This window comes from Bacillus sp. KICET-1 (assembly GCF_027721405.1).
Classification (GTDB): Bacteria; Bacillota; Bacilli; order Bacillales; family Bacillaceae; genus Bacillus; species Bacillus velezensis.
This window is the reverse complement of record NZ_CP113515.1, coordinates 378,249-404,762: the sequence shown is the minus strand read 5'-3', so window position 1 is coordinate 404,762 and position 26,514 is coordinate 378,249. Positions and strand designations below refer to the sequence as shown.

Here is a 26,514-nt window from a genome sequence, read left to right as displayed (position 1 = left end):
CCTTTGATAAAGCGAACTGTAAAGCGAATCGCAGACATGGTCAAAGGCACACTGACAAATCCCGTATTTGAACAAACAATGATTGAGGGCGCCGCAACCGATACGCGGACTTTGGAAAAAAATCAGCTGTTCATTCCTTTAATAGGCGAGCATTTTAACGGCCACACCTTTGTGCCGCAAGCATTCGAAAAAGGCGTTTCCGCGGTGTTGTGGGACCGATCTGAACCGAATCCGCCGGAAGAGCGTGCTGTCATCCTTGTCGATGACACGCTGGAGGCGCTGCAAACATTGGCAAAAGCTTATTTGAAAGAGCTCGGCACACGGGTTATCGGGGTGACTGGGAGCAACGGAAAAACGACAACGAAAGACATGCTTCACGCCGTTCTCGGCACGCAGTACCGCGTTCACAAAACCGCCGGCAATTTCAACAACCATATCGGCCTGCCGCTGACCGTGCTTGCCATGCCTGAAGATACAGAAATCGCCGTTTTAGAAATGGGAATGAGCGCGAGAGGCGAAATTGATTTTCTGAGCCGTCTTGCTGAACCGGAAGCTGCCGTCATTACCAATATCGGCGAATCCCACATGCAGGATTTAGGCTCAAGAGAAGGAATTGCGGAGGCAAAACTTGAAATTATAAACGGACTTCGGGAAGACGGCGTTCTGTTTTATTTCGGGGATGAGCCGCTGCTTCGCGAAAAGACGTACACTTGCCGGACAACGACATACGGCGCAGGCGCGGACAATGATCTCCGCCTGAAAGAAATAAAACAGGCGGAAGAAGGCACATACTTTAATATCGACGGGATCGACCGTTCTTTCTTTATTCCCGTTCTCGGCAGACATAATGTGATGAATGCCATGGCCGCATACGCCGCCGGCATCTATTTCGGCATTACGCCGGAAAATGCCGCTCTGGGACTGAGCCGCCTGAAGGTGACGGGGATGAGATTGGAACTGGTCAAAACGGAAAACGGCATCTCGATCGTAAACGACGCATATAATGCGAGCCCGACGTCAATGAAAGCGGCGGTCGAATTAATCGAAACGATGAAAGGCTATCGGAAGAAAATGCTCGTGCTCGGTGATATGCTTGAACTTGGTGATGAAGAAAAAGCATTCCACGAAGAATGCGGTGCTGCGGTCAATCCGGCGGAAATCGACCATGTATTTACTTACGGCACACTCGGCGCATTCATCGCTGACGGAGCACGCCGGCATTTTGAAGAAGGGCGCGTCAGCCATTATCTTGACAAAAAAGAACTGCTTCACGCCATACAGGATATGGCCGCTTCCGGCGATCTCCTTCTGTTTAAAGCATCGAGAGGTATGAAGCTCGAAGAAATCGTTAAAGATTTATTAGAGAAGCACTGAAAAAATAATGATCAGCATCATAAAAATATACAAAAATGAAGAAACTAATTCAGGGTGAAATAATTCTGTCCGTATGAAAAAGAAAGACCGCCGGCTGGGAAATCCCGTCCGGCGCGGGGTCCGGCCCCGTTCGCGGGAAGAATCCGGTCAGGCCGCTTCCGGCCGCCTGACCATCTCGCCTTATTGAAAAACACATAGTGTAATGGTAAGATTAAACGTAAAGTAATTCGGGCTTTGTATACGTATGATCCTGTCCTTTGGATGAAAGGGCGGTTTTTAGTGGTAAATCACGACATTACTGAAACAGCAATCAGAAGGAGTTTGAATAATTTGACTATAACGTTTCAAGATTTCCAATTAAGTTCTGATCTCATGAAATCAATCAATCGTATGGGATTTGAAGAAGCAACACCGATTCAGGCACAAACGATTCCGCTCGGACTTTTAAATAAAGATGTCATCGGACAAGCGCAAACAGGTACAGGTAAAACAGCTGCGTTCGGTATACCCCTTGTTGAAAAAATGAACCCCGAGTCTCCTAATATTCAAGCAATCGTAATCGCGCCAACCCGTGAATTAGCCATTCAAGTATCTGAAGAGTTATATAAAATCGGACAAGATAAGCGTGCGAAAGTGCTGCCTATTTACGGCGGTCAGGATATCGGACGTCAGATCCGCGCATTGAAGAAAAACCCGCATATCATCGTAGGTACGCCGGGGCGTCTTCTTGACCATATCAACCGCCGCACGATCCGTTTAAACAACGTGAACACGGTTGTCATGGACGAGGCTGATGAAATGCTGAACATGGGATTCATTGATGATATTGAATCCATTCTCTCAAACGTGCCGAGCGACCACCAAACGCTCTTATTCTCAGCAACAATGCCTGCGCCGATCAAACGGATCGCAGAGCGTTTCATGACTGAGCCGGAACACGTAAAAGTAAAAGCGAAAGAAATGACTGTGTCCAACATTCAGCAGTTCTACTTGGAAGTGCAGGAGCGCAAAAAATTCGATACGCTGACTCGTCTTCTTGACATTCAGTCTCCGGAACTTGCGATTGTATTCGGCCGTACAAAACGCCGTGTTGACGAATTGACGGAAGCGCTGAACCTTCGCGGATATGCGGCTGAAGGAATTCACGGCGACTTAACGCAGGCGAAGCGTATGGTAGCGCTCCGCAAGTTTAAAGAAGGTGCGATCGAAGTGCTTGTAGCGACTGACGTTGCTGCCCGCGGACTTGATATCTCAGGTGTTACCCACGTTTACAACTTTGACGTGCCTCAAGATCCTGAAAGTTACGTTCACCGTATCGGAAGAACGGGACGCGCAGGAAAAACGGGTATGGCGATGACGTTTATCACACCGCGTGAGAAAAACATGCTTCGCGCGATCGAACAAACGACAAAACGCAAAATGGACCGCATGAAAGAGCCGACGCTTGACGAAGCATTAGAAGGTCAGCAGCAGGTGACGGTTGACCGTCTGCGTACGGCGATCAGCGAAAACAACCTGAACTTCTACATGACGGCAGCTGCGGAATTGTTAGAAGATCATGATGCAGTGACAGTTGTGGCTGCAGCCATTAAAATGGCGACAAAAGAGCCGGACAGCACGCCTGTACGCCTCACTGATGAAGCGCCGATGGTCAGCAAACGCTATAAAAACCAGCGTACTTCTAAGCGCAGAGACGGCCAAGGCGGCGGCTACCGCGGCGGCAAAGGGAAAAACAACAACCGTTCTTCCTACGATAAAAAACGCTCAAGCGACCGCCGTTCTTCAGGTGACAGACGCCAGAAAAAATCATACTAAAACACTGGAAGCGGACCCTTTTACGGGGTCCGCTTTTTTTGATATGCCGGAAAGTGAATCTTTTTTGCAAATCAGCCGTATTTGTATGTATGATAAAAAATGGGAGGTAGGTATGTTGAGAGCACAGCCAAAAAATCGAATCAGTCCAAGCGGCTTAAAAGTCTGGCGTCTTCAGGAAATCATCCTGTCCGCCTTCTGTCTTCTGGCCGTTATAGCAGCAGCTGTTTTAAGCCATTTCTTCCATTGGCCGTATTGGATCACCGGAGTCCTCGGCATCATTTGGGTCATCGGTTCAGTGATATCCGTCTATGCCATACCGAAAATCAGGCACAGGATCTGGCGCTATGAGGTCCATGAAAATGAAATTGATATTCAATCCGGCATTTTTATAGTCAAACGGGTCATTGTGCCGATGGTGAGGGTGCAGCACGTAGATACTTCACAAGGCCCGCTCCTCAGAAGGTACCGTCTGGCCTCAGTCAAAATCTCCACGGCGGCAACCGTTCATTCCATTCCGGCGCTTGATATGGAGGAAGCTGACCGGCTGAGGGATTCCATTTCCCGTCTGGCAAGGGTGACGGAAGATGATGTCTGAGCCGAAACGTCTGCACCCGGCGGCCGTGATTTTGAACTTATTCCATATTATTATCGAAACCATTAAAAACATTATTCTGCCATTTTTTCTCGTCTATATTGTTAATTCCAACCACTTCATCCGCTTTTACGGAGGCATTGCGCTCGCCGTCCTGCTTATCTGGCTGATTACGGCAAGTGTGATCGAGTGGAGAAAATTTACATACCGGATTGAGGACGGAGAATTCAGAATTGAAGAAGGCTTGTTTTTTACGAAAAAGAGATACATCTCCATTGACCGGATTCAATCAATGAATACGAGTGCCGGCATCATTCAGCAGCTGTTTAAGCTTGTTAAGCTTCAAATCGAAACGGCCGGCGACGGGAAAGACGCCGAGGCTGTCTTATCCGCCATTACTGTGGAAGAGGCGGAACGGATCAGAGCGGCTGTTTTTCAGCAAAAAGCGGAGCAAGAAGAACGAGGGGAGACCGCAGCGGAGCAGGAGCCGATGCGCGGGGAAGATGTGCAATCCGTTTACCGCCTGTCTGTGGGTGAGCTGCTTATGGCCGCCTCAACATCCGGGGGGATCGGTGTCATCATCTCAGCGGTATTTGCCCTCTTTTCTCAGATTGATGAAGTACTTCCGATGGACTGGCTCTATGACAGGTTTTCCTTTCTCAAGCATGCGAGCATCGGCATATACGCCGTGATCATTTTCATAGGATTGTTCATCGCCTGGCTGTTAAGCATCGCCGGTATGATGATCAAGCATGCCAACTTTAAGATAGAAAAAAAGGAACACGAATTGGTCATTACGAGAGGAATTATTGAAAAACATCAAGTGACGATCCCGCTCCGTAAAATCCAAGCCATTAAAATGAAAGAAAATGTGATCAGGCAGTTATTCGGATACGCGACGGTTGCGATTGTCAGCGCCGGAAGTGCGGGGAATGAGAAAGAAGGAGCTCAGACGATTCTGTTTCCGATCATCCGCAAATCAAAGCTCGGTGTGATGCTGAACGGTTTCACACCGGATTACGTACTGGAAGAAAACAGGAATCATTTGCCGAAAAGGGCGCTGCGCCGGTATTTATTCCGCTCCGTTATCTTCTCGGTTTTCGTGATCATTCCGCTTTGTATTCTGTTTAAACCGTGGGGATATGCATCGCTCCTTGTGCTTCCCGTCGAACTGGTGCTGGGCTACGCCTCATTTAAGAGCGCGTCATGGTGCTTAAACGGCGGCCGGCTGCAGCTCACCACACGGCTGATCGGGAAGACGACCACGATTATGCTGAGAAGAAGAATGCAGATGTTTGAAGTCAGCCGCTCCTTTCTGCAAAAAAGAAGGCGGCTCGCATCTGTGGCTACCGCAGTGAAATCAGCTCACCACATGGAGCATGTCATGCTGAAGGATGTCAGCGAGGAAGATGCCGAACGCATCGGACGCTGGTATTCATATGAAAAAGCGGACGATTAATACCGCCGCTTTTTTTGCTGCACGCATAAAAAGGAAAGCAAAAATCCGCCTGCCAGTCCGAACAAATGCGCCATAATGTTAATATTAGAGTTGATAAACGTCGACAGCACCGCGATGATAAGCAGGGTCATAATCATTTTCGACTGATCCCGGCCGATCAGCTCCTTGCGGAAAACAGTCAGAAACACATACACGCCGAAAAGTCCGAAGATCGCGCCGGATGCGCCGACATGCACATAATCAAGCGGTTCGGCAAGATACGTGCCGATATTGCCGATAATGCCCGATGCGATGTACACAATCAGAAAACGGACTTTTCCGAGCATCTGCTCAAGCGGGGGCGCGAATAAAAAGAGAGACATGGAGTTAAACAAAAGGTGAGTGAAATTCGCGTGTAAAAACATCGGTGTCACCAGCCGCCACCATTCTCCCGAGGAAACGCCGTAATTATAGCCGGTCACAGCATCTGACCACATCATGACGGAATGAAGCGGCATACTGAAAAACAGCCATAAGAACGCCTGCAGCGCCAAGATACAGCTGACGGCCGGATAACGTCTGATAAAAGTCTGGAAATTTTCCGTTCGTATAAACATCGCAAGCCCCTTTGCATCTGATTTGTTACATATATAGTAACACGTTTATGACATTAACCGTTTTTTAGTACGGACTTTTAGGAGGAATTCACATGATTTTCGGAATCGGAATCGACATCGTTGAACTGCACAGAATTGAAAACATGCTCAGCCGGCAGGCGAGGTTTCCGCAAAGAATATTGACGGAGGCTGAATACGCCCGTTTTACATTGCTGTCGGATAAAAGGAAAATTGAATTTCTCGCGGGAAGATTTGCGGCAAAAGAAGCCTTTTCGAAAGCATACGGCACAGGTATCGGCAAAGAGCTCAGCTTTCAGGATATTGAAACCGGAAACGACACGGCGGGAAAGCCTGTGCTGGCCTGCGCCAAGCTTGACGGCGCGGCGGTTCACGTCTCCATTACCCATACAAAAGAATACGCCGCGGCACAGGTCGTGATTGAAAGGTTGTCACGCTAGTCTGCATATTAGCCGAAACCCCTTCATATATTTGATAGTGCATTAAGGGAGACAAGTTGTTTGAGGCTTTTATGGTACGCGTCCGTCCGTTCAGGGCGTACCGTTAAAGTCAAACAAGCGATTTCTTCCCTTTACATCAATTGAGAAGAAGGGGTTGAAAAAAGGTGAGAAAAAGCTTTGTTTTGCTTTTAACGGGACTGCTTGCCGTCCTTATTCTTTCGGCCTGCGGCCAAAAGTCACAGGAAGATATCGTGAACGGTTTAGATAAGAAGGCGAAAGAATACACCTCGTATAAAGCGAAAGCCAAAATGACCATTGAAACGGGGAGTGATCCGCAAGTATACAATGTGGAAATCTGGCATAAAAAACCTTCCCTGTACCGGGTCTATCTGGAAAATCCGAAAAAAGACCAAAACCAAGTCATTTTACGGAACGCCAACGGAGTCTTTGTCCTCACGCCGTCTTTAAATAAGAGCTTCAGATTCCAAAGCGACTGGCCGAATAACAGCAGCCAAGTATATTTGTTTGAGTCACTTGTAAAGGACGTGCAGCATGACAAAGACGCCGTCTATTCCGCCAAAGATAAAAAGTACACGTTTGAAACAAAAACAAACTATCAGCACAACAAAATGCTGCCGACTCAGGAAATCACTTTCAACAAAAAGGACATGAGCCCGTCGCTCGTTAAAGTTATGGATACAGACCGGAAAGTGATGGTAAAAGTCGAATTCAAAAGCTTTGAATTCAACAAGCCGTTTGATAAAGACTCTTTTGACGAGAAGAAAAATATGACGCTTTCCCAGATGGACGTCGCCACAAGCGCCAAGCCGTCTGATTCATTTGCGGTCAAAACACCGCTTCAAGTGCCGGCCGGCGTCAAAAAGCTTGAAGAGAAAGATATTTCAACGGCGGACGGCAAACGGATCGTCATGACTTACGGCGGAGAAAAATCATTCACCCTTATTCAAGAAAAAGCCCATATCGCAAAAGCCGCCTCTGCCGTCACGCTGAAAGGCGAACCGGTTAATCTCGGCTTCACGGTGGCCGCATTATCTGATACGTCTTTAACGTGGACATATGACGGAGTGGATTATCTTCTGTCATCACAGGATCTGACAAAAGATGAAATGGTGGCCGCCGCCAAAAGCATGCAGGGACAGTCGTCAAAATAACGTCAAAAAAGAGGCCGCCGCTGTCGGTCTCTTTTTTGATTCCATTTCACTTTACAGAATAATTTTAGTATGATAATAAAAATATGAATTGAAAATAATGCTAGGAAGTGTATCGAATGAACACAGCATCCTTTTACAGAGAAACGTGGGCGGAAATCAACCTGTCCGCGATTAAAGAAAATGTCACGCATATGAAAAAACACATCGGGCAAAACGTCCATCTCATGGCGGTTGTAAAGGCGAACGCTTACGGCCACGGAGATTTGGAAGTTGGGAAAGCCGCGCTTGAAGCGGGTGCCTCTTGTCTTGCCGTAGCCATACTGGATGAAGCGATTTCATTGAGAAAACGGGGCATTACAGCGCCGATTCTCGTGCTTGGCGCCGTGCCGCCCGAATATGTACAAGCAGCTGCCGAGTATGACGTAACACTCACGGGATATTCTGTTGAATGGCTTCAGGAAGCCGCGCGCCACCTCGGAAGTGCAACAGTGCCGTTCCACCTGAAAGTCGACACCGGCATGAACAGACTCGGAGTCAAAACGGAGGAAGAAATCCAAAGCGTGTTAAAAATCCTCAGCCAAAATCCCGGTTTAGTCTGTAAAGGCGTATTCACCCATTTTGCTACCGCGGATGAGAAAAACAGAGATTATTTCCTCTTCCAGTTTGACCGCTTTAAAAAATTAATCGCTCCGCTTCCTTTAAAAGAATTGATGGTGCACTGCGCGAACAGCGCTGCCGGACTTCGCCTTAAAAAAGGCTTCTTTAACGCGGTTCGTTTCGGCATCAGTATGTACGGGCTTCGTCCTTCTGCTGACATCCAAAGCGAAATTCCGTTTCAATTAAAGCCGGCTTTTGCGCTGCACTCTGTGTTATCCCATGTGAAAAAGATCCGCAAAGGGGAAAGCGTCAGCTACGGCGCAACATATACGGCAGAGAAGGATCAATGGATCGGAACGGTTCCCATCGGCTATGCAGACGGGTGGCTCCGCAAGCTGAGCGGCACGTCTGTGCTGATCGGCGGCAAACGGATGAACATCGCGGGAAGAATCTGCATGGATCAATTGATGGTCGAATTAGATCACTCTTATCCGCCGGGCACCAAAGTCACCCTGATCGGCAGCCAGAAGGGAGAAACGATCACGATGGATGAAATCGCAGGGCGGCTTGGGACGATTAATTACGAGGTCCCTTGTACCATTAGTTCCCGCGTTCCCCGTATGTTTTTGGAAAATGAGAGTATAATGGAAGTAAGAAATCCTTTACTGCAAGATAATACAAACAAGTAGCCGTCATCCGGAAAAAGAGAATTTATAAAACAGCTTTGCTTGACGTTTGAATAATGGTATCATTATGTCTGGATGGATGAATTGGTCGTATCCGTAAGTTTGGTGGAGGTGTATGTTTTTTGTCTGAATCCAGCGCAAGAACCGAAATGAAAATCAGCTTGCCCGAAAACTTAGTAGCTGAATTGGATGGTGTAGCGATGCGGGAGAAACGAAGCAGAAACGAACTGATATCACAAGCAGTGAGAGCGTATGTCAGCGAACGGACAACTCGCCATAACCGTGATTTGATGAGACGCGGGTATATGGAAATGGCGAAAATCAACTTGAATATCTCTTCTGAGGCTCACTATGCTGAGTGCGAAGCAGAAACGACCGTTGAGCGCTTAGTCAGCGGAGGATAATCATTTTGATTGTAAAGCGCGGCGATGTTTATTTTGCTGATTTATCTCCTGTTGTTGGCTCAGAGCAAGGCGGCGTACGCCCGGTTTTAGTGATCCAAAATGATATCGGAAATCGCTTTAGCCCGACTGCTATTGTTGCAGCCATAACAGCCCAAATACAGAAAGCGAAATTACCAACCCACGTCGAAATTGATGCAAAACGCTACGGTTTTGAAAGAGATTCCGTTATTTTGCTGGAGCAAATTCGGACGATTGACAAGCAAAGATTAACGGATAAAATAACTCATCTGGATGATGAAATGATGGATAAGGTTGATGAAGCCCTGCAAATCAGTTTGGCACTCATTGATTTTTAGTCATATTTTGGTTGCTCATATAGAGCAACTTTTTTTGTTTTCGAAAAACATAAGCGCTATAATAAAGAGATAATCAAACAAAATTTGTTGTTTTGTGTCGGGAGGTCAGTGAAACCCATGTCGAATCAGAAAGTGTATCAGTTCATTATTGATCAGCATGATGAACTGCTTGATACTTGGACAGCCAAACTAAAAGAAGTAGGCAATCAGGAAGACTATCAGCTTACGAATCACATATGTGAAAATATTTGTAAAGACTATATAGACATTCTTTTATTATCGACAAAAAATGACGAGGCTACGGAAGAGCAGATCAGTGAACTCGCACTGCGCGCCGTTCAGCTCGGCCTGTCGCTGAAACTTCTTTCAGCCACCCTGTCAGAGTTTTGGAAACTGCTTTACGAAACGATGGTCGACCTTAATATGGCCGATCAGGACAGAGCAGATTTGATTTTGGAAATAGACAGCTTTTTCAATCCGATCAACACGGAAATTTTAAATCAGTATTCTATCTCCTGGGAAAAAACGGTTACTTTGCAAAAAATCGCGCTTCAGGAATTGTCGGCTCCGCTGATCCCGGTATTTGAGCATGTAACGGTCATGCCGCTTGTCGGGACGATTGATACGGAGCGTGCAAAGCATATTATGGAAAATCTGTTAAACGGCGTCGTAAAGCACCGTTCACAGGTTGTATTAATTGATATTACGGGCGTGCCGGTCGTTGATACGATGGTGGCGCACCATATTATTCAGGCATCAGAAGCGGTGCGGCTTGTCGGCGCGAAATGTCTGCTCGTCGGAATCCGTCCGGAAATCGCGCAGACGATCGTTAATCTGGGAATTGATTTGTCGCAGGTTATTACGAAGAATACCCTTCAAAAAGGAATTCAAACAGCGCTTGAAATGACAAATCGAAAAATCGTTTCATTGGGGGAATAACATTGTGAGACATCCAAAAATCCCGATCCTGAAACTGTATAACTGCTTATTGGTATCCATCCAATGGGAACTTGACGACCAGACAGCTTTGCATTTTCAAGAAGATCTGCTGAACAAAATCTATGAAACCGGCGCAAACGGGGTCGTCATTGACCTGACATCCGTTGACATGATCGATTCATTTATCGCGAAAGTGCTCGGCGATGTCATCACCATGTCTAAATTGATGGGTGCAAATGTCGTATTGACGGGAATTCAGCCGGCTGTGGCGGTCACATTGATTGAACTCGGAATCTCACTTGAGGAAATCGAAACGGCGCTCGATTTAGAGCAAGGGCTTGAGACATTGAAGCGGGAATTGGGGGAATAGCGATGAACGACCAATCCTGTGTGAAAATCATGACAGAATGGGATATCGTAGCCGCCAGACAGCTTGGCCGCAACGTTGCGAAGGAATTAGGCTTCGGCACGGTGGACCAGGCCAGAATCACGACGGCTATCTCAGAATTGGCCAGAAACATTTACTTATATGCAGGCAAGGGCCAGGTCAGCATAGAACAAGTAAACGACAGAGGGAAAAAAGGCCTTAAAATTATAGCAGAAGACAAAGGACCCGGAATCCCCGACATCCGTAAAGTGATGGAAGACGGCTTTTCAACGTCAGGCGGACTGGGAGCGGGACTTCCGGGCGTCAAAAGGCTGATGGACGAATTCAGCCTGCAATCTGTTGCAGAGGAAGGAACAGAGATTCAAACCGTGAAATGGCTTCGGTAGGAGGTTAGAACGTGGATTTCAGGGAGGTTATAGAGCAGCGGTATCATCAGCTGCTTAGCCGATATATAGCCGAATTAACAGAAACATCTTTATATCAAGCCCAAAAATTCAGCCGAAAAACGATTGAACATCAGGTTCCTCCGGAGGAGATCATCAGCATCCACCGAAAAGTAGTAAAGGAACTGTATCCGGATCTGCCGGAAGATGTTTTTCATTCGCTGGATTTTTTAATAGAAGTCATGATTGGCTACGGGATGGCTTATCAGGAACATCAAAGTCTGAGAGATATCCAGCAGGAGCTTCGTTCAGAAATTGAAATTGCCGCAAATGTTCAGCAGACGCTGCTTGGCACAAAAATTCCTGAAGAAGAAGATCTGGATATCGGGGCAATCAGCGTCCCCGCCAAACAGATGAGCGGGGATTATTATCACTTTGTCAAAGACAAGGAATCGATTAACATCGCGATAGCCGATGTCATCGGAAAAGGAATACCCGCCGCATTGTGCATGTCGATGATCAAGTATGCCATGGACTCTCTTCCGGAGATCGGCATTCACCCCTCCCAAGTGCTGAAAAATCTTAACCGCGTTGTAGAACAGAACGTGGACTCAAGCATGTTTATCACCATGTTTTACGCAAACTACAATACGAAAAATCACCAATTTACATATGCTTCTGCGGGGCATGAACCGGGCTTCTACTACTCTGAAAAAGAAAAAAAGTTTTATGATCTGGAGGCAAAAGGATTGGTGCTGGGAATTTCCCAGGATTTTGATTACAGCCAATATGAACAGCACATGGACGAAGGAGACATGATCGTTCTTTTTTCTGACGGCGTCACCGAATGCCGCACCGAAAACGGTTTCTTAGAACGCAGCGACATTCAGCGCATGCTGGAAGAACATATGGATTGCTCCGCGCAGGATATGGTCAAAAATATTTACGACAGCCTGCTGAGACTTCAGGACTTTCAGCTTCATGACGATTTTACGTTAATTGTTTTGAAAAGAAAGGTTTAAAAAAACAGCAGCACGGGTAAAAAGCCATTAGCACGAGTAAGGATAACTTTCAGAGGTGATACGATGAATTTAACGGTAGATATGAAGGAGAATCTTTCAGATATACAAATCAATATCGCTGGAGAAATCGATGTATACTCAGCTCCGGTGGTTCGTGAAAAGCTGATGCCCCTGGCAAACGAGGGGAAGGACATGAGAATCTGCTTAAAAGATGTAAACTATATGGACAGTACGGGTTTAGGCGTTTTTGTAGGCGTGTTTAAAACGGTGAGCAAGGAAGGCGGCTCTCTGAAGCTTGAGAATCTTTCCGACCGGCTCGTCCGTCTGTTTGAAATTACGGGGCTTAAGGACATCATCGACATTTCGGCAAAGTCAGAAGGTGGCGTGCAATGAGTACATCAGTTGATTATATAGAGATGAAAATTCCGGCCGAACCGGAATATGTAGGAATCGTCAGGCTTACGTTATCAGGGGTCGCAAGCAGAATGGGCTATACCTATGATGACATTGAAGATTTAAAAATCGCTGTCAGCGAAGCTTGTACAAACGCTGTCCAGCATGCATACAAAGATGAAAATAAGGGAGAAGTATCCGTGCGGTTCGGTGTGTTTGAGGATCGGCTGGAGGTCATTGTCGCCGATCAGGGAGACAGCTTTGATTTTGATCAGAAGCAGCAGGATCTCGGGCCGTACACACCTTCGCACACAGTCGATCAATTGTCAGAAGGAGGGCTCGGTCTGTATTTAATGGAAACGCTCATGGATGAAGTCAAAGTTCAAAGCAACTCTGGCGTAACCGTGGCGATGACAAAGTATTTAAATGGGGAGCGAGTTGATCATGGCACAACCATCAAAAACTACGAAACTAACTAAAGATGAAGTTGATCGGCTCATACGCGACTTTCAAACACATGATAATAAAGAAGCCCAGGAAACACTCGTCGAGGTGTATACCAATCTCGTCGAAATGCTGGCAAAGAAATATTCAAAAGGAAAAAGCTTTCACGAAGACCTCCGCCAGGTCGGGATGATCGGACTTCTCGGAGCCATTAAACGGTATGATCCCGAGGTCGGCAAATCCTTTGAAGCATTTGCGATTCCGACCATCATCGGCGAGATCAAACGCTTCCTCAGGGATAAAACATGGAGCGTACACGTCCCGAGACGGATTAAAGAACTCGGGCCGCGCATTAAAATGGCGGTGGATCAGCTGACGACAGAGACGCAGCGGTCGCCGAAAGTCGAAGAAATCGCAGCCTTTCTCGATGTGTCAGAAGAGGAAGTGCTTGAAACGATGGAGATGGGAAAAAGCTATCAGGCGCTTTCTGTCGATCACAGCATCGAAGCGGATGCGGACGGAAGCACCGTCACGATTTTAGATATCGTCGGGTCGCAGGAGGAAGGATACGAACGCGTCAACCAGCAGATGATGATCAAAAGCGTGCTTCATGTGCTGTCCGACCGCGAAAAACAGATTATCGATCTAACATTTGTGCAAAATAAAAGCCAAAAAGAAACAGGGGACATTCTCGGAATATCTCAAATGCACGTCTCGCGCCTGCAGCGGAAAGCGGTGAAAAAACTGAGAGAGGCCTTGATTGGAGATCCCTCCATGGAGCTAATGTAATGATTCAGGTTGAAGAAAATGAACATGTTCAAACTCTCGTATACCAATTAAATAAAGAAGGCAAGTCCATATGCGGCGACAGCTTTTTTATGAAGGCGAATGAAGAAGAATTAGTTTGCGCGGTAGCGGACGGTCTCGGCAGCGGATCTCTTGCCAACGAATCCTCGTCAGCCATTAAAGATATCGTGGAAACGTATGCGGATGAGGATGTGGAAAGCATCATTGAGCGCTGCAATCAAGCGATGAAAAACAAAAGAGGGGCGACTGCCTCCATCTTAAAAATCAATTTCATCAAAAGGGAATTGACATACTGCTCGATCGGCAACGTCCGTTTCTTCCTGCACTCCCCATCAGGCGAAGTCTTTCATCCGCTGCCGATTTCGGGTTACCTCTCAGGCAAACCGCAAAGATACAAAACGTATACGTCATCATACGAAAAAGGGGCGAGGTTCATCATCTACACGGATGGGCTTGAGGTCCCGCATATCCGCACCTGCTTAAAGCAGGGACACTCAATAGAAGATATATCAAAATCACTTCATCCGTACACAACATCCAGACGTGATGATTTGACCTATATTCTAGGGCAGCTTTTATCGTAAGGCTGCTTTTTTTATGTTCCGCCGTTTTTTGATACACTAGAGAAAGAATGAAGAGATGGAGGCTTTTGTGATATGGAAACGTTAGCCCTTTTGAAAAAACAAATCGCTGAAGAAACAGCGTTATCCCAAAAACATGTCGAAAGTGTCATCCGCCTGCTGGAAGACGGCAATACCGTCCCGTTTATTGCGCGGTACCGAAAAGAGCAGACCGGCTCAATGGACGAGGTGCAGATTCAGGCAATTTCCGAGCGGTGGCAATACATACAAAACCTGACGCAGCGGAAAGAAGAAGTCATCAGATTGATCTCAGAGCAGGACAAGCTGACGGAAGGGCTGAAGCAAAAAATCGAACAAGCGGTCAAGCTTCAGGAAGTCGAAGATTTATACCGTCCCTTCAAACAAAAACGGAAAACAAAAGCCACCGTCGCCAAAAGCAAAGGCCTTGAACCGCTTGCGGACTATATTCTTTCTCTCCCGAAAGAAAACCGCCTTCACGACATCGCTGATCAATATATCAGTGCAGAAAAAGAAGTCGCTTCAAGAGAGGAAGCCATTGAAGGCGCGAAGCACATCATAGCCGAGCAAATCTCGGATGATCCTCATTTCAGAAAGTGGATCCGCCAGGAAACGTATAAAAAAGGAATTCTCACTTCCGCGGCAGGCAAGTCAGCCGCAGATGACGAGAAAAACGTCTATGAAATGTACTACGAGTACGAAGAGCCGATCCAAAAGGTCGTTCCTCACAGAGTGCTTGCGATGAACCGCGGTGAAAAAGAAGGCATTTTAAAGATTGCGATCGAACCGCCCGCCGATCAGATAAAAACTTATTTAGAAAAGCAAATCATCAAACGCCGTGAAACGCCTGTGAAAGAAACGCTGAAAGAAGCCATTGAGGACAGTTACAAACGTCTGATCCAGCCGGCTATTGAGCGCGATATCCGCAAAGAGCTGTCAGAAAAAGCAGACGCGCAGGCGATTCATATTTTCGCTGAAAACCTGCGTAAGCTCCTGCTGCAGCCGCCGATGAAGGGGAAAGTTGTGCTCGGCGTCGATCCGGCCTTCCGTACGGGGTGCAAACTGGCAGTTGTTGATGAGACGGGAAAAGTGCTGAAAATCGACGTCATTTACCCGCACGCTCCCGTAAAAAAGACAGCGGAAGCCCGGAAAAAAATCAAAGAATTGCTGGACCGGTACGAAGTCGAGGTTGTGGCGATCGGAAACGGCACGGCATCACGGGAGACAGAGCAATTCGTCGTTGATGTGCTGAAAGAAACAGAGCGGGACATTTATTATGTCATCGTCAATGAGGCCGGAGCAAGCGTGTATTCCGCGTCAGAAATCGCCCGTGAAGAATTTCCGGATTTTCAGGTCGAAGAGCGCAGCGCCGTCTCCATCGCGCGGAGATTGCAGGACCCGCTGGCCGAGCTTGTAAAAATTGATCCTAAATCCGTCGGCGTCGGGCAATACCAGCATGATGTGAGCCAAAAGCATTTAAACGAATCTCTCCGTTTTGTCGTAGAGACCGTCGTCAACCAAGTCGGGGTGAATGTCAATACAGCATCAGCCGCGCTGCTTCAATATGTAGCCGGGTTATCCAAAACCGTTGCCGGCAATATCGTTAAAAAAAGGGAAGAGCTCGGCAAATTCACAAACCGCAAAGAGCTGAAAGAAATCCCGCGTCTCGGCGCAAAAACATATGAACAGTGCATCGGCTTTTTGAGAGTGCCCGGAGGACCGGAGCCGCTCGACCGCACCGGGATACACCCGGAAAGCTATAAAGAGACAAAGGCGCTGCTCAAAAAACTGCAGCTCACTGCGAATCAGATCGGAAGCGCGGACGTAAAAGAGAAAATAAGCGCACTGCCGCTGTCTGAAACGGCTGAAGAGCTCGGTATAGGGGAAATTACACTTACGGATATTTGCGGGCAGCTGACAAGGCCGGAGCGAGATCCTCGTGACGAAGTGCCGAAGCCTTTGCTGAAAAAAGACGTTCTGCAGCTTGAGGATTTAAAGGAAGGAATGGAATTGCAGGGCACCGTCCGCAACGTTGTAGACTTCGGCGCTTTCGTCGATATCGGCGTCAAACAGGACGGGCTTGTGCACATTTCAAAACTGAGCAATCAATTCGTCAAACATCCTCTCGACGTCGTATCGGTCGGAGACATCGTCACCGTATGGGTCGAAGGGGTGGACGTGCAAAAAGGCAGAGTGTCGCTGTCTATGGTAAAATAAAAGCACTGCTTACGAGCAGTGTTTTTTTCTGTAGAAATACCAGCACTGATTCAGCAGTTTGATTTGGTAATTATCCTTTTCTAAAAACGCTTTTTGCATTTGTTTCATCAGCCAATTCGGCATGGCTCATTCCTCCTCAGCTTTTAGTTAGAGGTCGGTTTTAACTCATTGTATGCGAACGGTGAATTGTCCCGTTCAATGTTTTTAAAGCGGGGTGCACTTATGGATAACGAACAACTTCAAAAGCTGACGGAAGACATCTCTGCACAAGATTTCGGAAAGCCGTTCCGTCACAGAGCCTTCTTCAATGACCGGCTGAAAACGACAGGCGGCCGGTACATGCTGTCTTCCCATAACATCGAATTAAACCGCAAATATCTGATCGAACACGGGCAGAGCGAGCTGATAGGAATCATCAAACACGAGCTGTGCCATTATCATCTTCATCTTGAGGGAAAAGGGTACAAGCACAGAGACAAAGACTTCAGAGACCTGCTTCAGAAAGTCGGAGCGCCGAGATTCTGCACGCCGCTGCAAACCAAAAAGACACAAAAGAAAACATATATGTATAGATGCGCGGCTTGCGGCCAACAGTATATAAAGAAGCGGGCAATGAACCCGGAAAGATATGCCTGCGGAAAGTGCAGAGGAAAAATCAAAAGAATTTTTTAAAAAGGCTTGACTCATTTTAATGTTCTATGTTAAATTATAAAAGTCGTTGAGAGACAACGACACTTTCTCAAAAAAATAAATGTTGCTTCTTGACACAATATGTCGCATCATTTATAATTAAGAAAGTCTGATTATTCCACAGTAGCTCAGTGGTAGAGCTATCGGCTGTTAACCGATCGGTCGCAGGTTCGAATCCTGCCTGTGGAGCCATATGGAGAAGTACTCAAGTGGCTGAAGAGGCGCCCCTGCTAAGGGTGTAGGTCGCGTAAGCGGCGCGAGGGTTCAAATCCCTCCTTCTCCGCCAGATAAGTTCTCAACCAGACGGCCCGTTGGTCAAGCGGTTAAGACACCGCCCTTTCACGGCGGTAACACGGGTTCGAATCCCGTACGGGTCACCATTTACCTTCGTTGGGCTATAGCCAAGCGGTAAGGCAACGGACTTTGACTCCGTCATGCGTTGGTTCGAATCCAGCTAGCCCAGCCATTTTATTTAAAAATTTTGAATCACTTTTAGAGCGAGCCATTAGCTCAGTTGGTAGAGCATCTGACTTTTAATCAGAGGGTCGAAGGTTCGAGTCCTTCATGGCTCACCACTTGTCACGCGGGTGTGGCGGAATTGGCAGACGCGCTAGACTTAGGATCTAGTGTCTTACGACGTGGGGGTTCGAGTCCCTTCACCCGCACTTTCTTTTCAAAGTGCTGATCATCATCACTAGCTTATATGCTTAGTGGAAAGACAGCTTCATAGCACGCGGTCGTGGCGGAATGGCAGACGCGCTAGGTTGAGGGCCTAGTGGGTGAATAACCCGTGGAGGTTCAAGTCCTCTCGGCCGCATCAATGATACCAAGGGTTTAGACGCCCTTGGTATTTTTTATTTCTTTTAAAAATATGTGTTTTGTGACCAAAAGTGTCCACTAACTTATAGTAAGTCATCTAATTTGTCAGCCATTTCTTTCTGTTTGTTAGGATATAAATGGCCATATACGTCAATAGTTGTTTTCACTGAAGCGTGACCTAGACGTTCTTTTATTGTGATGTAGTCTTCACCTTGATTTATTAAAAGAGCAACATGTGAGTGTCGAAAATCATGTAATCTGATTGGTTCTAGGTCGGTGTCTCTGCAAAAATATTTTATCTTTCGGCTGAAAATATCCTTTGATGATGGTGTATCCTTATATTGAAATACATAAGTGTTTTCTGAATGAGGAATCATTAATGATTTGAATAATTCTTTTTGGTGTCGTTTCCAATGTTCTAATAGCTGTAATAATTTTTGGTTTATACTTATACGCCGGAAGCCATTCCTTGTTTTTGGTTTAGTAACAATAAATTCACCTTTTATAAGAGTGGCTGACTTTCGAATATCCAGTTCCATTATGTAGGGGTCTATATCGTTCCATTGCAAAGCTAACATTTCGCCGCATCTTAATCCTGTCAGGTAAGCTGTTGTATAAAATGTTTTAAACAATAGTTGATCGTCAGGTATGAAACTAATAAATTTTTTGAATTCTTCAGGTCTCCAAAACTTCATTTTTTTATGGTTTAGAGGTAATCTCTTAACTTTGCCACAAGGGTTTTCTTTTATCACATCTTCATTTATTGCTTTTTCAAATAATTGGCTCAAAGTAGCTAAAAGGTTATTTACTGACTTGTTACTCAATTTTTTTTCAATAAGATGTTTTCTGAATTCAATGATCTCATTGTGTGTAATTCTTTTGATATCTGCATGTTCAAAATAATCTCGTATATGTTTGTTGATTGTGTATAACTGTACACTATGATAACCCGGTTTACTTGAAGTTTTACATTCATCTAAGTACAACTCTATTAATTCTGGAAAACTGATTTTTTTATTTCTTATCCAGTCTTTTGATGCGTGTTTACTTCTAAAGTTGGCCTCTAATGTAAGGGCATCCTTTTTTGTGGGGGCAGTTGGTCTTTTTCTTATTCTTTTTCCAGTTATAGGATCATTACCTAAACTTACATCTACTTTATATTTTCCACTCTTTGTTTTTTTGATCGGCATTACTATCTCTCCTTACCCAAACGCTTTAAGCTGGTTATTACAGAAATTGAATACACTGTTCAGGGTGTTACCGGGCTGCGCGAATTTATAATCGACAACCGCAGATAAAGGCACTTCAAAATAAGACGCCACTTGCTCTTGAGTGAATTCTCTAATGATGGGGATGGCATCATGAATCATTCTGTCTGTGAGTAACAGTTCTGAGGCAAAAAGATTTGCTTGATGTTCGAGTTTATCTTTCAGGGCACTTGAACAGTTCAGAATCTTAAAAGTATTGAGATTTTTGTGTAGGTAATAATGCCCTAACTCGTGGGCAATTACAAAGTGTTCGTATTTTAAATTTTCATTGATATGAATTAGATATTGATTTGTGGGTTCATCAAATTGAAGAAATCCATTTGCTTGTCCTAGATTATTTTTTAAGATGTAAATACCCAAAGATTCACATATTTGATAAACGTTATTTGTGCCATATTCTTTTATTACAGCTAACGATTTATGTTTTATTCTTCTACTTGTATAAATGATAATCACTCTTTCTTTTTTAACTCGTCTATGAATTTAATTCCGTTTTTTAATGCTTTCTTAATTAATAAAGCAGTTTCTTCATCGAATTCACCGTTATTCATAAAAAGGAGTGTATCTTCATCCTTTAATTCCTGGATGGCTTCGTTAATTGTTTTGTTCAGCAGATTATTGTCATTAGATTCTTTGTTTTGGTTCACCTGTTCTTTTCCTAATAAATAATCTGTTGTTACATTGTAAACGTCACTGATCTTTTTCAAAGTAGAAGTATCGGGGTCTCTGTAATCTCTTTCATAATTAGATAATGTGTTTTTGGATATTCCAATTTTATTAGCAGCTTGTTGTTGATTCCAACCTAAGTTTTCTCTACATATTTTTAATCTTTGACCTAATGTCATAATGTTTTTCACTCCACGAAAAGTTGATTATGAAAAGAATAATACCACTATGTGTGGATTTTTTCATTTTAGTTAACGAAAAGTTTACTTTTAATATTGACATCAACTTTACGTTGTTTTATTCTGGTTATACAAATCAACTTAACGTTAACTAAATCGTTATTATTTACAGATGGCGCATAAAAAATACACAAACAGTTGATTTTTGTGTTGACGTACACGAAACGTTGATTTATAATGAAATTAACCACGAAAAGTTGATTAAGGAAGGAGAAAATATATGAAACAGTTTTTAACTGCTAAGGATATTCAAGATATTCTAGGGGTTAAACAAGCGAAATCATATGAAATTATTCGTCAACTGAATGCTGAAATGTTAAGAGAAGGTTATAAGGTCATTAGGGGAAGAGTTAATAAACAGATATTTGAGAAACGTTACTTTTATGAAAGTAATAAAAGTAAAACGGGTTGATAATATGAGTTTAAGGCAAACAAATTCATTCATGAGGGATGCTGTACCACTAGCTAGACAGATGGAGGGGCATTGGTCGGTGAGAATGAAACTGGCGCTAAATCAAGTCATTGTAAAACATCTTTTGAGTAAGCCACTTTCAAAGAATAACATTCAGGAGCTGCTTAAAAAAGGCGTTTCATATCGCCGGATTTGTAAAAATTACGGTATCGGCAGAAAAGACCTTTCTGCACTTCAACAAAAACGTATAGTGTGAAGTCATATACCACTATCGGTATTGTTAGAAAAACTGAAAGGGGGAATGCGATGAAAGTAAAGGTGAATGCAACGATTGTTATGGATATTGAAGCCTTAGAAGCTGACAAGAATTTTGAACATTTTGCTGATTATGCAATTTCTGAATCTTATGTAGTGGAAGCGCCAACTTATGATTTAGCCAATGTAGAAGTATCAAAACAGCTTAAAGGGTGGCATTGGTGGTGCATATGGTCGGTTGAGCCAACGGGCAAGAAAGATAACCGAGTGTTCGTCTTGTACAATGATGAATTGTACGAAAAATGTCATTAGAAAGGATTTTGCTCTTTGAAAACTACATACAGACAAAGAAAGCGCCTTGATGATTACCATCAAGAACGCCCGCAATAAAACCTCAACAATTTTATTATAGGGCATTTTTGATGAAAAGTCATGCGTGAGTATTTGAGTGATGAACAGCAATCACTTTAAATGCTGTAGCAGGCTAGAATAAGCGTGCGGCATGGCTGTAATCAGCCTGATGGCTATAAATAGCCTACTAGGTCGCCATGAAGGATTTTTCCGTTAGCGACTGACAAGCGCCACGATGGAGACAGTACCGGAGCGAATCTGTGAATATAAAATTGAAATTTAAATAACCGAATAAAAATAACGGAATGGAGATGTAAAAAAATGAATTTAAATTTTATCGTACCGGACATCAATATGACTTTTGGGGAAATGAGATACATGGGACTTAACAGAGAAAGATACGTATATGATCGAGAAAACAATAAGCGTACTGATGTACTGGAATCGCGAATTTATAACATTGCTAGTGCTGTTCAAGGTGGTCAAATTGAGGTAACTATTCCTGAGTATGCTGGAGCAAAAGAAATCCCTGCTTTTGCTGAAATTGAGTTGAAAAACCCAAAAATTAGCGCTATGGCAACCAGTCAAAGGGATTCAACTTTTGCCAATGTAATGTGGAAACTTGAAGCTGATGATATTGTTGTGAAAGGCGGTTCTTCTGTAAAACCTGCTACTACAACTGGCGGGAATGATAAGAAATAGTCTATTGATGGGTTATAGCTAAGTAGTAATGATGTTTCAGGAAACGGAGGTAAATGGCAAAGTGAAGACTGTAAAATCTGTGTACCTTGAAAATGTCATTATCCCTACGATTGAACTTGGTGAATGTCATCGTTGTGATGAAGACAATGCTGTAGAGTATTTTCGGGAAGAAGTCCCGAGGGGATATGTATGGGAAACGTATTGTCACTCCTGTAGAGAAAAAACATCAGGGTATGAATTCTGATGATTAATATTAGTGATTTCTTTAATAAAAGGTTTTGGAAGTATAGGGGCAAACGTATTCGTCCTTACATGAGAAATAATTTGAAATTGGCAGGCGCAATTATTTTTGTGCCTGTTTTTTTGTTGTCCATGTTCATCTTCTGGAAAGATCAGTTGCTCCATCTGGACGTTATGAAAACTGTAAAACATTTTGAGTGGAATGTACCTCTGATAATCAAGAGTGTACTGTTCTCTCTCTTGGCTGTGGCGGCGTGTGCTGTCCTAGCTTATTTTTTGTTTTATGATGCGTATAAAAAGCTGTACCACAGGCAAAAAATTGCGAGGATGATTTTTTCGAATAAGTTTTATGAAAAGGAAAGCGTTCAGGTGAAAAAACTGTTTTCGAATGACACGGCTACTAAAGAAAAAATCACTTACTTTCCAAGAATGTATTATCAAGTCAAAGACAATCACATTTATATCCGTATAGCTATGGATATGAGCCGTTTTCAGAATCGCTTCCTAGACTTGGGAAAGGATTTAGAAAACGGCTTATTTTGTGACCTGGTGGATAAAGAAATGGAAGAAGGCTTTGTCTGCTTCAAACTGCTTTATGATGTGAAGAAAAACCGTATTTCAATAGATGACGCAGTGGCGAAAGATGGTGTTTTGCCATTAATGAAACATGTGTCATGGAAGTTTGATAAGTTGCCGCATATGCTGATCTCCGGCGGTACAGGCGGAGGGAAAACCTATTTCATGTTAACGATCATAAAAGCGTGTGTAGGGCTTGGGGCAGATGTGAAAATCTTAGACCCGAAAAATGCCGATTTAGCCGACTTGGAAGAGGTGCTGCCGAAAAGAGTCTATTCGCAGAAAAATGGCATTCTTATGTGTCTGAGGAAGTCGGTTGATGGCATGATGGAGCGAATGGATGAAATGAAGAAAATGCCCAATTACAAGACGGGTGAAAACTATGCCTATTTAGGGTTGAAACCTGTATTTATCTTCTTCGATGAATACGTGGCGTTCATGGATTTGCTGGACATGAAAGAGAGGAATGATGCTTTATCCTACATGAAACAATTGGTTATGTTGGGACGGCAAGCTGGTTATTTTCTTGTTTTAGGGGCACAGCGCCCGGATGCAAAATATCTAGCGGACGGGATACGAGATCAGTTTAGTTTCCGTGTGTCGTTAGGCTTGATGTCTGATACAGGGTACGGAATGATGTTTGGTGATGTTGACAAAGCGTTTGTGAATAAAAAAGTGACAGGGCGAGGTTATGCCAATGTTGGCACAGGATCAGTTTTAGAGTTTTACAGTCCGATTGTACCGAAGGGGTATGATTTCATGTCATCTATTAAAGAATCGCTGGTTGGAGTCACGGGAGCGCAGGCGACGGCAGTCGCCAGCGGCAGCGTAAGCGACCAGACGGCCAGCGGTGAGCGAAGGAGCGAAGCGAGTGAGTGAACTACAAAAACCCCCCCACGCTAACAGGGGGGTAGTAATCGTAAAAGAAAAAGAAGAAAACGCTGAAAAGCCTTTAACATCAATGGTTGACTACATTCGTGTGACTTTCAAAACGCATGATGTTGATCACATTATCGAGAACATTCTTCACTTGAACAAAGATTTCATGACAGAAAAGCCAAACGGTTTTTACGGATATGTCGGAACGTTTGAACTGGACTTCATAAAGGTTTTTTACTCTCCGCCCGGAGATAATAGAGGTATTCTGGTCGAGTTATCGGGTCAAGGCTGTCGACAATTTGAGTCGTTCTTAGATTGCCGGAAGAAAACATGGTTTGATTTCTTTCAAGACTGTATACAGCATGGTGGGTCATTTACTCGTCTTGATCTGGCAATTGACGATAAAAAAACATACTTTTCAATCCCGGAATTGTTGAAAAAAGCCCAAAAGGGCGAATGTATTTCACGGTTTAGGAAATCTGATTTCAATGGCTCATTCGATTTATCGGATGGTGTAACAGGCGGAACGACAATTTATTTCGGCTCAAAAAAATCAGAAGCGTACCTCTGCTTTTATGAGAAAAATTATGAACAAGCTGAAAAATACAATATCCCGTTAGAAGAATTAGGCGATTGGAATCGCTATGAATTGCGCTTAAAAAGTGAACGAGCGCAAGCCGCAATTGATGCTTTGATGAAAACGAAAGACTTAACATTAGTCGCCATGCAGATCATTAATAATTATGTAAGGTTCGTTGATGCTGACGAGGAAGTCACTCGGGAGCATTGGAAAACGAGCCTTTTTTGGTCTGAATTTATAGGCGATGTAGGGAAACTGAAACTGTACATGAAGCCGCAAAGAGACTTTTACCAGAAAACACGGAATTGGCTGAAAAACTCATGTTCCCCCACCATGAAAATGGTGCTGGAAGCTGACCAACACTTGGGACGTAATGACCTCTCGGACATGATTATGGAAGCCGAGCTGTCAGAGAAACAAGAAAAGATGCTGGATGTGTTTCTTGCTGAAGTGAGGGACATGGTCGTTTAGCATTTTAAATAGATTGCTATCGCTCTTAAACACAGGTGATGCGATTAAACGTATGTGTCAACGGTACCGGAACGAAGTGAGGATAAGGAGTTGACATATTCAGCGCAACCAAAACCCTCTTGGCATTGAACAAACAACCGTTTGTTCCTGCCTACCGGCGAGGGAGTCCCCCGATGATTCGGGGGAATAGGGGGATAGATTATTAGCGATCCAACGGGCTTCCGTTGGTGGGTTTGGGTGAAACCCATGATATTAAACAAGAAAGGTGTGCTGTCATGGTAGTGCATCATCTTAAGATATATCCAGAGTATTATGAGGCTGTTTGGAAAGACGTAAAGAAATTTGAAATTAGAAAAAACGACAGGTTCTATGTGGTCGGAGATACGCTTGTGCTTCATGAATGGATGGATGGATTTACAGGTCGAAAATTAGAAGCGCAAATTATATATATTACCGATTACAAACAGCGTCCCGGGTATGTAGTTCTTGGTATCGAAAGAATTAAGGGATGAATATGTTACATTCAATATTTTTCGTAATTGTGAGTTTGCTTGGCAGCGGTTTTTTATTCTTTTTGTTATATCCCAAGCTTCAATATCTGGCGGACCGTTATCAGTGGACAGAAAATGCGATGTTTATTATTTCTCTTTCTGTGGCAGGGATTGTTGGTTTGCTGGGGCAAATTTCCGAAAATGTTTCTTCTGATGCGTTTGCAAAGGTATTTTATTTTACCTTTGTTTTTTTATGGGGTTTTTCATTATGCGTAGGCGCTTTTCTAAGAGAACGTTAAGGGAGGAATAAATATGAATGGCGTTAATCTCCTTAATCCGGCTTTGCTGGAAAGGGAATTAGAGTCAATTGGTCATTTAAATTTGTTTGATGAAATTGTTGAACAAATGAAAGAAGTCTCTTCTTATGAAGAATCATTTATTGTTCAGGTGACTGCTGAGGTGAATGGTTTTTACCAAAAGGTATATGCAGTGTTTTCGATTGTCGAAGAAGATGAATTAGAAGAGCAGCACGAAAAAGATGTTCATTTTGAAGCTATTGGCTATTCAAAACCAGTTGCGCAGTAAAGTGAAGGGATGTGTTCTTTCGTGATCGTTCATCATTTAAAGATACTTCCGGAAGAGTTTGAAGCTATTTCTAAAGGGGCTGCTGAGGTTACAGTCAGCGAAAATATTTATAAGGCCAAAGATGTTTTGTGCCTTCATGAATGGAAGGGCGAGTGTACGAAGCGAGTCATAGAAGTCCTTGTTTTAGATAGGCGTCAGTCATTGACACCTGGTCTTATAGTATTAAAGATCGAAAAAATGAAGGAAGGAGAAAATAACAGCGATCTATTTAAATAATTTCAATAAGGAGGAATAAAGATGAATAGCTTTAATCTTCTCAATCGAGCATATTTAGAAAGTGAGTTAGAAAAGATCGGTTTATTGAAATTGGCTGAGGAATTCATTGAAAGGTTGAATGAATTAGTCCCTTATTATGAGAAGGGTCAAAGGATTTTGCTTGAATCTGAGCATCCCTTAAAGGATGATTTTAAACGTTTTGTGTCTGCTGTCTTCTTCATTCCTGAAAGTGAAGATGAAGAGGAAGAAATAGAGGAAGTTGATGTTGAGTTTGAAATATTGAGATCGTATGATAGCTCTCCAAAATGAGGAG

At 44.0% G+C, this 26,514-nt stretch carries 35 protein-coding genes and 7 tRNA genes; 37 read left to right on the top strand and 5 right to left on the bottom strand.

The window, feature by feature from the left end:
- Positions 1-3: 3 nt before the first annotated feature.
- The 4 genes from OVA33_RS02105 to OVA33_RS02090 all read left to right on the top strand — a co-directional run bounded on the left by OVA33_RS02105 (position 4) and on the right by OVA33_RS02090 (position 5,240).
- Positions 4-1,374 carry a UDP-N-acetylmuramoyl-tripeptide--D-alanyl-D-alanine ligase gene (locus tag OVA33_RS02105; RefSeq protein ID WP_017419227.1) on the top strand — a complete coding sequence of 457 codons (1,371 nt, stop codon included), beginning with the start codon at positions 4-6 and terminating at the stop codon, positions 1,372-1,374.
- A 330-nt stretch (positions 1,375-1,704) separates the two neighbouring features.
- The gene (gene cshA / locus OVA33_RS02100) at positions 1,705-3,189 is read left to right on the top strand and encodes a degradosome RNA helicase CshA (RefSeq protein WP_003156196.1); all 1,485 of its coding nucleotides are present in this window, start codon (positions 1,705-1,707) and stop codon (positions 3,187-3,189) included.
- Between the two features lie 115 nt (positions 3,190-3,304).
- Positions 3,305-3,784, top strand: coding sequence for a PH domain-containing protein (locus OVA33_RS02095; protein WP_003156195.1), 480 nt, complete (start codon positions 3,305-3,307; stop codon positions 3,782-3,784).
- Positions 3,774-5,240 (top strand): PH domain-containing protein, encoded by a 1,467-nt coding sequence (locus OVA33_RS02090; RefSeq protein ID WP_071181549.1) that lies wholly within the window; start codon positions 3,774-3,776, stop codon positions 5,238-5,240. Before OVA33_RS02095 ends, OVA33_RS02090 begins: the two co-directional genes overlap by 11 nt.
- On the opposite strand, the gene OVA33_RS02085 is transcribed toward OVA33_RS02090, so the two are convergent.
- The gene (locus OVA33_RS02085; protein ID WP_003156193.1) at positions 5,237-5,836 is read right to left on the bottom strand and encodes a rhomboid family intramembrane serine protease; all 600 of its coding nucleotides are present in this window, start codon (positions 5,834-5,836) and stop codon (positions 5,237-5,239) included. The genes OVA33_RS02090 and OVA33_RS02085 overlap by 4 nt on opposite strands.
- A 92-nt stretch (positions 5,837-5,928) precedes the next feature.
- On the opposite strand from OVA33_RS02085, the gene acpS reads away from it, so the two are divergent.
- The 14 genes from acpS to OVA33_RS02015 all read left to right on the top strand — a co-directional run bounded on the left by acpS (position 5,929) and on the right by OVA33_RS02015 (position 16,701).
- A complete protein-coding gene (gene acpS / locus OVA33_RS02080) occupies positions 5,929-6,294 on the top strand; it encodes a holo-ACP synthase (RefSeq protein ID WP_007609580.1) in 366 nt (121 codons plus the stop codon).
- 164 nt (positions 6,295-6,458) lie between these two features.
- The gene (locus OVA33_RS02075) at positions 6,459-7,466 is read left to right on the top strand and encodes a LolA family protein (protein ID WP_007410230.1); all 1,008 of its coding nucleotides are present in this window, start codon (positions 6,459-6,461) and stop codon (positions 7,464-7,466) included.
- A 116-nt stretch (positions 7,467-7,582) separates the two neighbouring features.
- Positions 7,583-8,752: an alanine racemase gene (alr, locus tag OVA33_RS02070; protein WP_065180972.1), complete on the top strand. Its 1,170-nt coding sequence runs from the start codon at positions 7,583-7,585 to the stop codon at positions 8,750-8,752.
- Positions 8,753-8,871: 119 nt separating this feature from the next.
- Positions 8,872-9,153: a type II toxin-antitoxin system antitoxin EndoAI gene (gene endB, locus OVA33_RS02065; RefSeq protein WP_003156188.1), complete on the top strand. Its 282-nt coding sequence runs from the start codon at positions 8,872-8,874 to the stop codon at positions 9,151-9,153.
- A gap of 5 nt (positions 9,154-9,158) precedes the next feature.
- The gene (gene ndoA, locus OVA33_RS02060) at positions 9,159-9,509 is read left to right on the top strand and encodes a type II toxin-antitoxin system endoribonuclease NdoA (protein ID WP_003156187.1); all 351 of its coding nucleotides are present in this window, start codon (positions 9,159-9,161) and stop codon (positions 9,507-9,509) included.
- A 117-nt stretch (positions 9,510-9,626) separates the two neighbouring features.
- Positions 9,627-10,448 carry an STAS domain-containing protein gene (locus OVA33_RS02055; RefSeq protein WP_003156182.1) on the top strand — a complete coding sequence of 274 codons (822 nt, stop codon included), beginning with the start codon at positions 9,627-9,629 and terminating at the stop codon, positions 10,446-10,448.
- 4 nt (positions 10,449-10,452) lie between these two features.
- Positions 10,453-10,818, top strand: a complete 366-nt coding sequence (gene rsbS / locus OVA33_RS02050; RefSeq protein ID WP_007609584.1) for an RsbT antagonist protein RsbS — start codon at positions 10,453-10,455, stop codon at positions 10,816-10,818.
- A gap of 2 nt (positions 10,819-10,820) precedes the next feature.
- Entirely contained in the window at positions 10,821-11,222 is a 402-nt protein-coding gene (locus OVA33_RS02045; RefSeq protein WP_017419223.1) for an anti-sigma regulatory factor, read from the top strand.
- An 11-nt stretch (positions 11,223-11,233) separates the two neighbouring features.
- Positions 11,234-12,241 (top strand): PP2C family protein-serine/threonine phosphatase, encoded by a 1,008-nt coding sequence (locus tag OVA33_RS02040; protein ID WP_007410233.1) that lies wholly within the window; start codon positions 11,234-11,236, stop codon positions 12,239-12,241.
- 63 nt (positions 12,242-12,304) lie between these two features.
- A complete protein-coding gene (gene rsbV / locus OVA33_RS02035) occupies positions 12,305-12,634 on the top strand; it encodes an anti-sigma factor antagonist RsbV (RefSeq protein WP_003156176.1) in 330 nt (109 codons plus the stop codon).
- Positions 12,631-13,113, top strand: a complete 483-nt coding sequence (gene rsbW, locus OVA33_RS02030) for an anti-sigma B factor RsbW (RefSeq protein ID WP_003156173.1) — start codon at positions 12,631-12,633, stop codon at positions 13,111-13,113. Before rsbV ends, rsbW begins: the two co-directional genes overlap by 4 nt.
- Positions 13,079-13,867: an RNA polymerase sigma factor SigB gene (gene sigB / locus OVA33_RS02025; protein WP_003156171.1), complete on the top strand. Its 789-nt coding sequence runs from the start codon at positions 13,079-13,081 to the stop codon at positions 13,865-13,867. The genes rsbW and sigB overlap by 35 nt, the downstream gene beginning before the upstream one ends.
- Positions 13,867-14,469: a phosphoserine phosphatase RsbX gene (locus OVA33_RS02020; RefSeq protein ID WP_007410234.1), complete on the top strand. Its 603-nt coding sequence runs from the start codon at positions 13,867-13,869 to the stop codon at positions 14,467-14,469. Before sigB ends, OVA33_RS02020 begins: the two co-directional genes overlap by 1 nt.
- A gap of 72 nt (positions 14,470-14,541) precedes the next feature.
- Complete coding sequence (locus OVA33_RS02015) at positions 14,542-16,701, top strand: Tex family protein (protein ID WP_110085353.1); 2,160 nt, start codon at positions 14,542-14,544, stop codon at positions 16,699-16,701.
- Positions 16,702-16,710: 9 nt separating this feature from the next.
- On the opposite strand, the gene cmpA is transcribed toward OVA33_RS02015, so the two are convergent.
- Entirely contained in the window at positions 16,711-16,824 is a 114-nt protein-coding gene (cmpA, locus tag OVA33_RS02010; protein ID WP_003156164.1) for a cortex morphogenetic protein CmpA, read from the bottom strand.
- 99 nt (positions 16,825-16,923) lie between these two features.
- Here cmpA and OVA33_RS02005 point away from each other — a divergent pair, with 99 nt between their 5' ends.
- The 8 genes from OVA33_RS02005 (at position 16,924) to OVA33_RS01970 (ending at position 18,208) form a co-directional block, all read left to right on the top strand.
- On the top strand, positions 16,924-17,373 hold the full coding sequence (locus tag OVA33_RS02005) for a SprT family protein (RefSeq protein ID WP_053285489.1): 450 nt from the start codon (positions 16,924-16,926) through the stop codon (positions 17,371-17,373).
- Between the two features lie 135 nt (positions 17,374-17,508).
- Positions 17,509-17,583: transfer RNA gene (locus OVA33_RS02000), tRNA-Asn, on the top strand.
- Positions 17,584-17,586: 3 nt separating this feature from the next.
- Positions 17,587-17,677, top strand: a tRNA-Ser gene (locus OVA33_RS01995).
- A gap of 19 nt (positions 17,678-17,696) precedes the next feature.
- Positions 17,697-17,771: transfer RNA gene (locus OVA33_RS01990), tRNA-Glu, on the top strand.
- A gap of 11 nt (positions 17,772-17,782) precedes the next feature.
- Positions 17,783-17,857: transfer RNA gene (locus OVA33_RS01985), tRNA-Gln, on the top strand.
- A gap of 33 nt (positions 17,858-17,890) precedes the next feature.
- Positions 17,891-17,966 (top strand) — tRNA-Lys (locus OVA33_RS01980).
- An 8-nt stretch (positions 17,967-17,974) separates the two neighbouring features.
- Positions 17,975-18,056: transfer RNA gene (locus OVA33_RS01975), tRNA-Leu, on the top strand.
- A gap of 68 nt (positions 18,057-18,124) precedes the next feature.
- Positions 18,125-18,208 (top strand) — tRNA-Leu (locus tag OVA33_RS01970).
- 85 nt (positions 18,209-18,293) lie between these two features.
- Here OVA33_RS01970 and OVA33_RS01965 read toward each other — a convergent pair.
- The 3 genes from OVA33_RS01965 to OVA33_RS01955 are packed head-to-tail and all read right to left on the bottom strand — an operon-like array spanning position 18,294 to position 20,323.
- Positions 18,294-19,400 carry a tyrosine-type recombinase/integrase gene (locus OVA33_RS01965; protein WP_025649962.1) on the bottom strand — a complete coding sequence of 369 codons (1,107 nt, stop codon included), beginning with the start codon at positions 19,398-19,400 and terminating at the stop codon, positions 18,294-18,296.
- A gap of 12 nt (positions 19,401-19,412) precedes the next feature.
- Positions 19,413-19,934, bottom strand: coding sequence for an ImmA/IrrE family metallo-endopeptidase (locus OVA33_RS01960; RefSeq protein ID WP_025649961.1), 522 nt, complete (start codon positions 19,932-19,934; stop codon positions 19,413-19,415).
- Positions 19,931-20,323: a helix-turn-helix domain-containing protein gene (locus OVA33_RS01955; protein ID WP_025649960.1), complete on the bottom strand. Its 393-nt coding sequence runs from the start codon at positions 20,321-20,323 to the stop codon at positions 19,931-19,933. Before OVA33_RS01955 ends, OVA33_RS01960 begins: the two co-directional genes overlap by 4 nt.
- 280 nt (positions 20,324-20,603) lie before the next feature.
- Between OVA33_RS01955 and xis the strand changes: the two genes are divergently transcribed.
- The 11 genes from xis to OVA33_RS01900 all read left to right on the top strand — a co-directional run bounded on the left by xis (position 20,604) and on the right by OVA33_RS01900 (position 26,510).
- The gene (gene xis / locus OVA33_RS01950) at positions 20,604-20,795 is read left to right on the top strand and encodes an ICEBs1 excisionase (RefSeq protein WP_045927023.1); all 192 of its coding nucleotides are present in this window, start codon (positions 20,604-20,606) and stop codon (positions 20,793-20,795) included.
- Positions 20,796-20,799: 4 nt separating this feature from the next.
- Entirely contained in the window at positions 20,800-21,051 is a 252-nt protein-coding gene (locus tag OVA33_RS01945; protein ID WP_224443236.1) for a hypothetical protein, read from the top strand.
- Between the two features lie 50 nt (positions 21,052-21,101).
- Entirely contained in the window at positions 21,102-21,362 is a 261-nt protein-coding gene (locus OVA33_RS01940) for a hypothetical protein (protein WP_045927024.1), read from the top strand.
- A 360-nt stretch (positions 21,363-21,722) separates the two neighbouring features.
- Positions 21,723-22,103, top strand: coding sequence for a YdcP family protein (locus OVA33_RS01935; protein WP_025649957.1), 381 nt, complete (start codon positions 21,723-21,725; stop codon positions 22,101-22,103).
- A 252-nt stretch (positions 22,104-22,355) separates the two neighbouring features.
- Positions 22,356-23,798, top strand: coding sequence for a DNA translocase FtsK (locus tag OVA33_RS01930; RefSeq protein ID WP_128974204.1), 1,443 nt, complete (start codon positions 22,356-22,358; stop codon positions 23,796-23,798).
- Positions 23,791-24,849, top strand: a complete 1,059-nt coding sequence (locus OVA33_RS01925; RefSeq protein WP_025649955.1) for a replication initiation factor domain-containing protein — start codon at positions 23,791-23,793, stop codon at positions 24,847-24,849. Before OVA33_RS01930 ends, OVA33_RS01925 begins: the two co-directional genes overlap by 8 nt.
- Positions 24,850-25,124: 275 nt before the next feature.
- Positions 25,125-25,361, top strand: coding sequence for a DUF3850 domain-containing protein (locus OVA33_RS01920; RefSeq protein ID WP_025649954.1), 237 nt, complete (start codon positions 25,125-25,127; stop codon positions 25,359-25,361).
- A gap of 2 nt (positions 25,362-25,363) precedes the next feature.
- Positions 25,364-25,639: a hypothetical protein gene (locus OVA33_RS01915; protein WP_106067991.1), complete on the top strand. Its 276-nt coding sequence runs from the start codon at positions 25,364-25,366 to the stop codon at positions 25,637-25,639.
- A gap of 13 nt (positions 25,640-25,652) precedes the next feature.
- Positions 25,653-25,925 (top strand): hypothetical protein, encoded by a 273-nt coding sequence (locus tag OVA33_RS01910; RefSeq protein ID WP_017418458.1) that lies wholly within the window; start codon positions 25,653-25,655, stop codon positions 25,923-25,925.
- A 21-nt stretch (positions 25,926-25,946) separates the two neighbouring features.
- The gene (locus OVA33_RS01905) at positions 25,947-26,201 is read left to right on the top strand and encodes a DUF3850 domain-containing protein (protein WP_025649953.1); all 255 of its coding nucleotides are present in this window, start codon (positions 25,947-25,949) and stop codon (positions 26,199-26,201) included.
- Between the two features lie 21 nt (positions 26,202-26,222).
- Positions 26,223-26,510 (top strand): hypothetical protein, encoded by a 288-nt coding sequence (locus OVA33_RS01900; RefSeq protein WP_025649952.1) that lies wholly within the window; start codon positions 26,223-26,225, stop codon positions 26,508-26,510.
- The last annotated feature ends 4 nt before the right edge of the window (positions 26,511-26,514 follow it).